General features: G+C 70.3%; 8 protein-coding genes. 6 read left to right on the forward strand and 2 right to left on the reverse strand.

The window, feature by feature from the left end:
- Positions 1 to 176: 176 nt before the first annotated feature.
- Positions 177 to 812, forward strand: coding sequence for an AAA family ATPase (locus tag IEY79_RS36705; protein WP_189112002.1), 636 nt, complete (start codon positions 177 to 179; stop codon positions 810 to 812).
- A gap of 10 nt (positions 813 to 822) precedes the next feature.
- The gene (locus IEY79_RS36710; RefSeq protein WP_189112003.1) at positions 823 to 1,011 is read left to right on the forward strand and encodes a hypothetical protein; all 189 of its coding nucleotides are present in this window, start codon (positions 823 to 825) and stop codon (positions 1,009 to 1,011) included.
- A 208-nt stretch (positions 1,012 to 1,219) separates the two neighbouring features.
- On the opposite strand, the gene IEY79_RS36715 is transcribed toward IEY79_RS36710, so the two are convergent.
- The gene (locus IEY79_RS36715; protein WP_189112004.1) at positions 1,220 to 1,393 is read right to left on the reverse strand and encodes a hypothetical protein; all 174 of its coding nucleotides are present in this window, start codon (positions 1,391 to 1,393) and stop codon (positions 1,220 to 1,222) included.
- 30 nt (positions 1,394 to 1,423) lie between these two features.
- Complete coding sequence (locus tag IEY79_RS36720; RefSeq protein WP_189112005.1) at positions 1,424 to 4,243, reverse strand: AfsR/SARP family transcriptional regulator; 2,820 nt, start codon at positions 4,241 to 4,243, stop codon at positions 1,424 to 1,426.
- A gap of 343 nt (positions 4,244 to 4,586) precedes the next feature.
- Between IEY79_RS36720 and IEY79_RS36725 the strand changes: the two genes are divergently transcribed.
- The 4 genes from IEY79_RS36725 to IEY79_RS36740 form a co-directional block, all read left to right on the forward strand.
- On the forward strand, positions 4,587 to 5,903 hold the full coding sequence (locus IEY79_RS36725) for an MFS transporter (protein ID WP_189112006.1): 1,317 nt from the start codon (positions 4,587 to 4,589) through the stop codon (positions 5,901 to 5,903).
- Positions 5,904 to 5,908: 5 nt separating this feature from the next.
- Positions 5,909 to 7,819, forward strand: a complete 1,911-nt coding sequence (locus IEY79_RS36730; RefSeq protein WP_189112007.1) for an amino acid adenylation domain-containing protein — start codon at positions 5,909 to 5,911, stop codon at positions 7,817 to 7,819.
- Positions 7,820 to 7,837: 18 nt separating this feature from the next.
- The gene (locus tag IEY79_RS36735) at positions 7,838 to 9,625 is read left to right on the forward strand and encodes a carbamoyltransferase family protein (RefSeq protein WP_189112008.1); all 1,788 of its coding nucleotides are present in this window, start codon (positions 7,838 to 7,840) and stop codon (positions 9,623 to 9,625) included.
- Positions 9,622 to 10,590: acyl carrier protein (locus tag IEY79_RS36740; protein WP_189112009.1), on the forward strand; the 969-nt coding region annotated here is incomplete at its 3' end. The genes IEY79_RS36735 and IEY79_RS36740, both read left to right, overlap by 4 nt.

The raw sequence follows: 10,590 nt of genomic DNA on the forward strand, positions 1-10,590 counted from the left end.
CTACACGCTCCCGGTCAGGGCCAAGGGCCTGAAGGCGAAGGCCAACAAGGACGGCTCGGTCACCTTCAAGCGCCTTCACCGACCTGTCGACCGAGGAGCAGGCTGTCTTCCTGGAACTGCTCACCCACGACCGCGACGGCACCGCCTGGTTGTGGGTCACGTTCAAGGCTCAGCGGATGGATCCGCTGCGCAACCGGGTCTCGGTCACCACCCGGACCGGGCCAGACGGCAACGGCCCCGCCCTGGACGGCGCTGCTCGCGAACTCCTGCGCGCCACCTATCTGCGCCCCCTTCGCGATGCGGAGGCGGAACTGCGCTCGGGCCGCGGGTCACGGCTGTCTCAGATCCTCGCCGGCTATCCGGCGATGAAGGACCAGGACGTCGACGACTTCGACCCGACCGGTGATGAACCCCCGTCGACCCTGCGGGGTATCCGGCGGCGGGCTGAGTGCGATATCCGCGACAACAAGGCTGTCGCGGAAGTGAGTGAGGACATCAACTCGGCCTACCTGCAGCGGTTCGCGATCGGTGATGACGTCTTGCGCGCCAAGATCAGCGTTGCCACAGACGCGACGCTGGTCCGCGCGCTGGAGCGGCTGGAGCTGAACCTCTTCACAGCATCCGACGAGTGGACGCGACGCGGACTCGGTTACAACAACGCCCTGTTCATGGCTGCGGAGCTGCTCCTGCTGGGTAAGAACGAACTGGCTCCTCTGCTGCTGATCGAGGAGCCTGAGGCGCATCTCCACCCCCAGCTGCAGACTCGGATCATGGACCTGCTGCGGGACAAGGCGCAGGGCGCAGGATGGTGACAGGTCACCTGTGCAGGTCATCCTCACCACCCACAGCCCCAACCTCGCCTCGTCGACGCCGGTCGAGTGTCTGACCCTCGTCGCGCGGGGACGTACGTTTCCGCTGCGGCGCGGTATGACGCGCCTGACCGAGGGGGACTACGCGTTTTTGACCCGGTTCCTGGACGTCACTAAAGCCGGAGGCGGCCCTGCCCTCTAGGGTCGCCCGCTGATGGGGAGCGACTTCACGCCGCACCGTAGTAGGAGTACCACTGGCCGGCTGTGATCCGGCAGCCGGCCTCGACCCAGTGCTTGAACTTGCCTCTGTCGTACCCGGTCCGGTCCTCCGTTCCACCACCCAGGCTTGTATGAGCGTGCCCGTGGACAGCGGCCGCCGGTGGCCCCGCGTCGACCGACACGACCCAGCCCTACAGCCGGGTCCTGTCCGGCGTGCCCGTCGGCAAGATCACCACGAGCGGCCTGTACGGCGCCTTCGACCCGGCGTGGCCGACGGCCGCCAGAACTTCGCCGGTCACGTCTTCGCCGAGGTGGCGCGCCAGGAAGGTGCCCGCCGCGCTGCTTTGGCACGGCGGCATCGACATCTCCAAGGTGGTGACGCCCCGGTGGATGCCCTACCCTGCGGGCAACCCGCGCAGGCGCTCCTCGGTTTCCCGCGTCCGGGCGTCGCGGTGCTGCGCGCGGTAGAGGGCCAGGGCCTGGAGCCACGCGTCACCCGCCGGACGGGTCCGGCCGAGCGCCGCGTGGGCCGACGCGAGTCCGCTGAGCGAGTCTGCCTCTCCCGGCGCGTCGCGAAGTCGCCGGAACAGAACGAGGGCGTCGCCGTGGTGCTCTACGGCGTCAAGGGGACGTCCGGCGCCGGTGGCGATGTGCCCGAGGGCCTGGAGCGCCGACGCCTCCCCGTCCGGGTGGCCTGCCGAACGGCAGGCTTCCAGTGCCGCCCGGCCACGGCTCTCGGCCTGCTCGTAGCGGCGCATCCCGGCCAGGCACTGGCTCAGCACGGTGAGAGCGTCGGCCTTTCCGGCCGCATCGCCGGCCGCCTCGCAAAGCTTGAGGGACAGCACGGCCTCGCCCAGAGCCTCCGAGCGACGCCCGCCGGCCAGCTGGGCTGCCGCCAGTTCCTGGTGGACGCGGGCCTGGCCGAAGAGATCGCCGGACGCCTCGAAATACGTCAGGGCCTGGCACAACTGGTCGACGGCCTGCTCACTCGGCTGGTCGGCGAGCAGCAGGGCTGAGGCCAGGTCGCGGCGTGCGGAACTCCGGAGACTCTCGACACCGGGACGGTCGAGCGCCATCGCGGCTTCCAACCCCGCGCGGCTGACGGCGAGCAGATCGTGGAGATGACCGCCGCGCCGGAGGAACGGGTGGATGTCCCGCGCCAGCCGCCAACCTTCCAGTCGCAGGTTCATCTGGCCCGCCAGGCGGATCACTTGAGGAAGCCCGTGGCATTCGCTCTCGAACCACCGCAGCGCCTGGTCCAGGTCCGCAGGCGGGGCGGTGGCGTCCTCGGGCACGTCGGCGATTGCGGCGGACGACGGCACACATGGATTCAGCACCCCGTGGGCGGCCGCCGCCGTCCTCACCTGAAACCCGATCAGTGCGTGAAGTGCCGCGGAGCGCTCCTGAGCGGGCTGGTGACCGGCGGAGCGTTCGGTGGCGTTGAGACGGACCATGTCGTGCAGCGCGTAGCGGCCGGGTGAGGTGCGGTGCGCCAGATGGGCCGACTCCAAGTTCGAGAGCAGCTCTTCCGACCGGGCGGGCGGCAGCCCGGTCAGCGCCGCCGCTACGGCCGGCGTGAAGTCGCGTCCGGGGGCGAGGGCGACCAGCCGCAGCATCCGGGCCGAGTCCGGGGGCAGGGCGTTGTACGAGGTGTCGAAGACGCCCCGCAGGGACGTGTACCGGTCTCCGGTCTCCAGTACGTCGAACCTGGTGTTGCTCGGGCGCAGATCCTCCGCGAGTACGGAGAGCGGCACGTGCGGGCGGGACATGCTGCGGGCGGTGGCGATGGCCAGGGCGAGCGGCAGCTTCCCGCATCTCGAGATGATGGCGCCGACGGCGTCCGGCTCGGCCGAGGTACGGCGGTCTCCGAGGCGGACGGTGAGGAACTGACGTGCGGCCTCGGTGGAGAGCACGTTCAGGGTGATGGAACGCGCCCCCTCGGCCCCCACCAAACCCTCCAGCCGGTTACGGCTTGTGATCATGAGTCGGCAGGTCGCCGAGTCGGGCAGCAGCGGGCGCACCTGTTCCACGTCGTGAGCGTTGTCCAGGAGCAGCAGTATCCTCCTCCGGGCCAGGAGGCTGCGATACAGGGCGTATTGCGCGGCCGCGCCAGCGGGGATCGCCCGCGTCCGCACGCCGAGAGCGCTGAGCAGGTCGCGTACCACCGTCTCCGGCCGGGTGGCGGGGACAACGGGGTTGAAGCCCTGCAGGTTGACGTAGAGCTGACCGTCGGGGAACTGAGCAGCGTTGTCGTGCGCCCAGCGCAGCGCCAGGGCGGTCTTGCCTACGCCGCCGAGACCGCTGATGACGACGACTGGCGACGGGGCCGTCGACCGCCAGGCGTCCAGTTCGGCGAGTGCGGAGGTCCGGCCGACCAGCAGAGAGGGTGACGCGGGAAGGGTGTTGCGGCCCGGTTCGCCGGGGACCGCGGTCCGGGGCCCCACCGCCGTGGCAGGCCCGTCCGCGGTGTCCAGGGAAGGGTCGGCGTTGAGCATCCGCAACCGGAGGTCTCTGAGCCGGGACCCGGGCTCCGCGCCCTTCTCCTGGGCGAGGAGCTGCCTGGTGCGCTCGTAGCAGTCCAGGGCCTGTGCGACGTGTCTCTCGCGGTAAAGAGCGAGCATGAGCTGCCCCGTCACCCGTTCGTCGAGCGGCCTCCTCTGGGCGAGGGACCTCAGACTGCTGAAGATCTCCTGGTGCCTGCCCCGGCGGAGCAGCAGGTCGTTGCGGTCCAGCTGGGCCAGTAACCGCATCCGGCCGAGGGTCTCCCGCAGTCTGCCGATCCAGGGTGTGTCCAGGGCACCGAAGGCGTCGGCCTTCCACAGGGAGAGCGCCTCGTCCAGCAGGGCGAGGGTCTTCCCGTCGTCCGTGGTCCTCCCCGCCCGCGCGATGAGTTCACGGAAACGGTGGAGGTCGACCGCGGCCGTGGTCTCCTCGTTGAGAGTGAGGACGTATCCGCCTGTCTGCCGTTCGACCTGGGCCGCCCGGCCGGCCGGGCCGAGGGCCGCCCGCAGCCGGGACAGGTAGGCGTACAGCGTCGGCCTGGCCTTCTCGGGGGGTCGTTGGCCCCAGACGCGCTCGATGAGTTCGTCGACCGGGACCGGGCGGTTGGCGTCGGTGAGCAGGCCGACAAACACGGACTGGCCACGCGGATGACCGAGGTCGACGGGCCGTCCGTCGATGCGTGTCGCGATGTCGCCCAGAACAGAGATGTCCACTGGCAATTTTTGTCCCAAGGGGAGTACGCGGGCGCCCGAAGGCCTCCGTTCCTGAACCGACTTGTGGTGCCGGACAGTACTTAGGGCACGCACGAGCCGGCATACAACGGGCGCATAATCCCCGCACAAGACCACGGCGGCATACCTGGCCCATGGCCGCCCGCCGCCGGTTGCACGGGGGTTGTGCGTCCCTCGTACGCCTCTGGGGAGCGGGTGCTCCTATCTTTTGCTGCCCGGTCAGTCCCGTACTCGGGATGCCGAGGTGCGGCGCCATGAACAGGCGATCGCGTGGCTGATGCCGCTTCGCAGTCCAGGAGCGCAGACGCATGAGGAAGGAGCGGGCGTGCCCGCGATACTGAGGAACAAGAACGTCTGCCTTTTCCTGCTGGGCGATCTGCTCGCGAACCTCGGCAACTACGCACTGTGGCTGGCGATGGCGGTATGGGTGAAAACACTGACCGGGAGCACTGCGGCTGCCGGCATGGTCATGTTCTCCTTCGTGCTGGGCAGTCTGTCCCTTCCCGTCTTCGGAGTGCTCGCCGATCGCTATCCGAGGAAGCGCCTGCTCGTCGTTGGCTACCTTTCCTTCGCCGTTGCGGCGTTCGTACTCCTCCTGGTCGATTCCCCGGACGACATCTGGATGATCTACGCCGTCGTCTTCGCCAACGGGCTGAGTGGCGCTCTGGCCGCCCCGGCGCTTTCCGCCCTGCTGCCCTCCCTGGTGTCCGACGACCACCTGCCGCTGGTCAACGGCGCCCACCAGTCCCTGCACGGGGTGCTGCGACTCTTCGCACCGGCCCTCGGTGTCGGTGTGTTTGCCGTGGTCGGCGGCCCCACCGTCGCGGCAGGTGTGGCCTGCTCCTTCCTGCTCGCCACGGGCGCGGTGCTGTTGGTCCGGCCGACGGCGCCGACGGACGCGGCGGGGCCCGGGCCGACGGACCCGGCCGAATCCGGAGCGAAACGGCCGGAGAAATTCAACTGGTGGGAGGAGGTGTCTGGCGGGGCTGCCTTCCTCCTGCGGAATCCGCTGCTTCGCAGGATCACGGTCGCCACCGCCATCGCCGTGCTGGGCATCGGATTCTTCGAGGTCCTCGGCATCGAGGTGGTCACGAAAGGGCTGGGACGTGACGCGTCGGCCCTGGGTCTTCTCGGAGTGGCTCAGGGTGTGGGCTGCATGGTCGGCGGTGTCACCGTGGGCATGCTGCTGCGGAAGTTCCGGGAACAGGCCATCATCGCCGTCGCCATGGTGATCTGCGCGTTGTCCACCCTGGCCCTCGTCGTTCCGCTGCTCCCGGTGGTTCTGTTCGCCGTGTTCGCCCTGGGCCTGATGCTGCCCGCGCTGACCGCCCCCACCACCACCGCCCTGCAACGGCAGGTCCCCGACTCACACCTCGGCCGGGTGTTCGCCGCCTTCGAGTTCGCGATCACCATGCCGCAGACGGTGTCCATGGCGACGGGAGCCCTGCTCATTTCGCACGTCGACTACCGCATTCTCCTCGGGGTCGTGGCCGTGATGCTCTGCCTGGCGGCCGGCTACGTGGCCGCTCCCGCCCGGAAGTGGGCGGACGGTGCCCCCGAGCGGACCGAAGCCGTCGAGACCGAGGCAGAGACGGCGGAGTCCGACTCGCGTCCTCGGACGGCCCTTCCGGAGGCGCGGTGAACACGGTGGCCACCAGACATCGGCAGGACCAGCTCCGCGTCCTGACCGCCGCAGGACTGGTCATGAGCCGGGCGCAGCGACTCTCGCGCTTCACCATCGGCCCGGAGGGAGGAGCGGCTCAGCCTCTGGTCCTGCCGTGGCGGGTCACTCTGGACATTGCCGCACGAGCGGTGGCGGAACGATTCCCGGCGGCGGGCACCACGCCCGGGGATCGGTGGCTGTCCGGCCGGACGGGCCTGCTACTCCGCCCCGGCAGGGCGGGGAGGTTCTCCGTCACCGTCCCCGAGGACCTACGGCATCTGGACGCCGATCTGGTCACGGGGCGGGTCACCGCGCTTCTGGGCCGTTGGGACGAGACCTTGGCCAGCCCCCTGGGGCAGGTGCCGCTCTGGGGGGAACGGGACCGTACGGTCATCGGCTCCGGGAGCGGGACAACCCTGGCGGCACCCCGCCGGACGGTTCCCCAGGCGTTCGCCGACCGAACGGCGGCAGAGCCCGACGGGGAATGCCTGGTCGACGACCACGGGGCCATGAGCTGCGCCGAACTGGCCTCCCTCGCCGCGGACTACACGGCGGGACTGCGCCGGGCGGGCATCGGCCCCTCAGACGTGGTGGCGGTCGACATGCCACGCGACAGGCAGCTCATCGCCGCCTGCCTCGGCATCTGGGGCGCCGGCGCAGCCTTCATGCCCATCGACACCGACCACCCGGTCGAACGGGTGGCCGGGCAGGTCGCCGCCGCAGGTGCGCGTGCCGTCGTGGGGGACCCCGACGGACGCCTTGCCGGGTCCCTGCCCCGCGTCGGGCCGGTGCCCGGCGGCCCCCACACGCCTTTGCGCCACAGCGCCACCGACGACCTGGCCTACGTGCTGTGCACCTCCGGGTCCACCGGCCTGCCCAAGGCGGTGGGGGTCTCCCACGGGGCGCTGGCCGGCTGCGTCGACGCGTTCATCGGCCTCCTGGGCGTCGGCCGTCGGGTCGCCCACCTGACGGCCGCCACGTTCGACATCTCCCTCCTGGAGTTCGCCTACCCCCTGGTCACCGATGGCGTACTGCTGATGGTGGACAGCGTCCGGCGGAAGGAACCGGCGGCCGCGAGCCAGTGGCTTACCGACCGACGGGCGGACGTCATCCAGGCCACTCCCAGCATGTGGAGTCTGCTCGTCGGCTGCCTGCGCGGTGACTGGTCCCACGCCGTACTGCTGTGCGGGGGCGAGGCGCTGGCACCCGGTCTCGCGGCCCGGCTCACCTCTACCGGCGCCGACGTCTGGAACTGTTACGGGCCGACCGAAGCCACCATCTGGTGCACCACTCATCGCGTCGGGCCGGGGACGGACGGGGTGGTGCCGATCGGCACGCCACTCCCCGGAACGACCGCCCATGTGCTGACCGGCCCGGAGCTGGAACCCGTTCCGGTCGGAGAGCTCGGTGAACTCTGCGTCGGCGGGCGGCAGCTCGCCGTCGGCTACCTCGGCCGGGACGATCTCACCGCCGAGGCTTTCATCGACCACGCCGTGCACGGCCGGCTCTACCGGACCGGCGACATCTGCTCATGGCAGCGGGACGGCACTCTGCGGATCCACGGCCGGACCGACGACCAGGTGAAGATTCGCGGACACCGGGTGGAGCTGACCGAGGTGGACGCGGTCGCCGAGTCTTGCCCCGGTGTGCGGAGGGCAGCCGCCGTCGCCGTCCCGCAAGGTGACGACCTCGCCCTCCTCTGCTGCCTGGAGCCTCAGCCCGGGGCGTCCCCCGACGTCGCGGACATCAGGGCCTTCATGGCGGCACGGCTCCCCTCGGCATGGTTGCCGACTCAGTTCGCCGTCCTCGCCGAACTGCCGCGCATGTCGAGCGGAAAGATCGACCGCCGCTCGCTGCGGGCCCTCGCCCAGACCTTGGAACCACTCGCGTCATGAAGTCGGAGGACTCACACGGTGAAGATTCTCGGTATCAGCGGTTTTGACACCGGTGCGGAATTCAAACGTGCCCAGCTGCCGGAGCTGAACGGGCGTGAACTGCGCATCCTGCAGGGACAGGACTCGGCTGCCGCACTGCTCGTGAACGGCACGGTGCGGGCCGCCGCCGCGGAGGAACGGTTCAACGGGCTCAAGGCCACCGGCCTCTTCCCGGTCGCCGCGATCCACGACGCGCTGCAGTCCGGCGACGTCAAACCGCAGGACCTGGACCTGGTCGCCCATGGCTTCGCCTACCGGCGTCCGCCCGCCTCCGAAGGAGACGGGCACGACTTCCACGTCCGGCGGTTCGAGCAGGTGTACGACCCCGAACTGCAGGTACGGCTGCTGGAGGAGCACTTTCCTGGAGTCGACTGGGCCGAGCGATTCCGCCCGGTGCCCCACCACCTCGCCCACGCGGCCAGCGCCTACTATCCGTCCGGAGCCGGCGAGTCGCTGATCCTGGTGGCCGACGGCATGGGGGAGAACGAGAGCCTCACCGTGGCGGTGGGGCAGGGATCCGACATCGAGATCCTGCACACCGTCCCCGTCATGCACTCGCTCGGCACCTTCTACGGCGCGGTAACCCTCTACCTCGGCTTCGACTTCATGCTCGACGAGTACAAGGTGATGGGCCTGGCCTCCTTCGGAGACCGGACTCGCTACGCCAAGGACTTCGGCGACCTGGTGGTTCGCCATCCGAACGGCCGCTACGCGATACCCCTGCTGGCCCGCAACCGGGGCCTGGCCGAACAAGAGAGCCTGCGCGGCACCCTCCGGGTCCTGGCCGAAAGATTCGGTCCGGCCCGTGAGCCCGGCACCGCGATCGAGCAACGGCACATGGACATCGCCGCCGCGGCGCAGGCGGAACTCGAGGCCTGCCTGCTGCACGTCCTCGTCCACTACCAGGCCGAGACCGGCCTGCGGACCCTCAGCTTCGCGGGCGGCGTCGCGCTGAACTGCACCGCCAACGGGGCCGTCTCGCGGAGCGGGCTCTTCGACGCCGTGCACATTCCGCCCGGCGCCGGCGACGACGGGACCGCCGTGGGCGCGGCCATGTACGCCGCGGCGAACTCGCAGCAGTCGACGTCCGTCGCACGCGCCACCATGCCGTACTGGGGCAGTTCGTACACCCGGGCCGAAATCAGGTCCGCACTCGACGAGCGGCCGGACTGCGAGGCGACCTGCCATGACAACGTGGCCGACCTCGCCGCCGAGACGGCGCGGGCACTGGCGGACGGAGAGGTCGTTGCCTGGTTCCAGGGTGCCATGGAGTTCGGACCGCGGGCGCTCGGCCACCGCAGTATCCTCGCCGACCCGCGCGAGGGCGTCATGCGCGACCGGATCAACACTCTGATCAAACACCGCGAGGACTTCAGGCCCTTCGCTCCCGTCGTGCTGCACGATGCCGCGACCCGGTTCTTCGAGATCGAGCCTGGCGAGGAGGACCGGTACGCCCACATGCTGATCGCCACCGCCACCCGGCCCGAGCACCGCCACCACCTCGGCGCCGTCACCCATGTGGACGGCAGCGCACGGGCTCAGACGCTACGGCCCGAGCACAACCCTGAACTCGCCGCAGTCATCACGGAGTTCGGACGGATCACCGGCGTGGAGGTGCTCCTCAACACCTCCTTCAACCTGCGGGGCCAGCCGATCGTGCGTGATCCCGCGACGGCACTGGAGACCTTTGTCCGTGGCGGGCTCGACCGACTGGTCATCGGCGACTTCTCCGTCCGGCGGCGTACGAACGAAGGAGTACGGCGATGAGCGGCCACAACTACGCGGTCCAGGCGCCGGGCCGGGCCGACCAGGACGTCCCCACCTACGAACGAGCCTCGCTGAGCCACGAGATGCCGGCCGCCCGGCAGGATCTGACCACCGCAACCACGCACCACCCGGCCACGCCCGCTCAGGTCGCTGCTGCCGCCCTGCACGGTGTGCTCGCGACCCACGACCGGGCGGGAACCGCCCTCTTCCTGCCCGGTGGCGACCGGACCCTCGCTCCGGACGTCCGGCCGGTGACGCCCGGCACCCCCCTGTCCATGCTGCTGGAGCTGGCCCCCGTGGCGCCGGTTCCCGAGGACGTCCGGACCCTGCCCGCCCCCGGCGTCGCACTGCTGCTGACCGAGGACGAGCAGGCCTCCACGCCGACCGCAGGGGCACTCGACGCCGCCGACGTCGTGGTGCACCTCGACCTCACGGCCGAGCCCGCGACCGCCACCTGGGTCTACGACGTCGACAGCTACACCGAGCCCGTCGTCGCGGCACACGCGCGAGCCTTCGAGCTGCTCCTCACCCGGCTGGCCGGCCGGTTCCCCGGAACCGTTGAGGACGTGCGCCGGTCCTCCGGTCCACAGTTGGCCCGGCTGGCCCCGGCCCGCGGCACCCGCCGGGCGGAGAGCGACACCGAGAGACTGCTCGCCGATCTTTGGTCCGACTTCCTCGGCTTCGACGAGATCGGCCCGGACGACGACTTCTTCGCTCTCGGGGGCGACTCGACGAACGCCACCCGCATGATGGTCCGGATCAACGAGCAGTGGGGCGTCCGGGTGGACCCGGACGAGTTCTACACCGAGTCCACCCTGGCCGCTCTGGCCGCCGAGGTCGACCGGCTGACGGCCGGCTCCGGACGCACCGCCGACCTGTCCCTGCCTCAAGTTCCCGCCGGTTCGGGTGGTGGGGTGGTGTCGTTTGGTCAGGAGCGGTTGTGGTTTTTGGATGAGTTGTCGGGT

The sequence above is a fragment of the Streptomyces camponoticapitis genome, from assembly GCF_014646115.1.
In the GTDB taxonomy this organism is placed as follows: Bacteria; Actinomycetota; Actinomycetes; order Streptomycetales; family Streptomycetaceae; genus Streptomyces; species Streptomyces camponoticapitis.

Excerpts from the sequence above, each read along its gene's own strand:
- IEY79_RS36705 (WP_189112002.1), top strand. The coding sequence starts at position 177 with ATGGATCCGCTGCGCAACCGGGTCTCGGTCACCACCCGGACCGGGCCA.
- IEY79_RS36715 (WP_189112004.1), bottom strand. The coding sequence starts at position 1,393 with ATGTCGATGCCGCCGTGCCAAAGCAGCGCGGCGGGCACCTTCCTGGCG.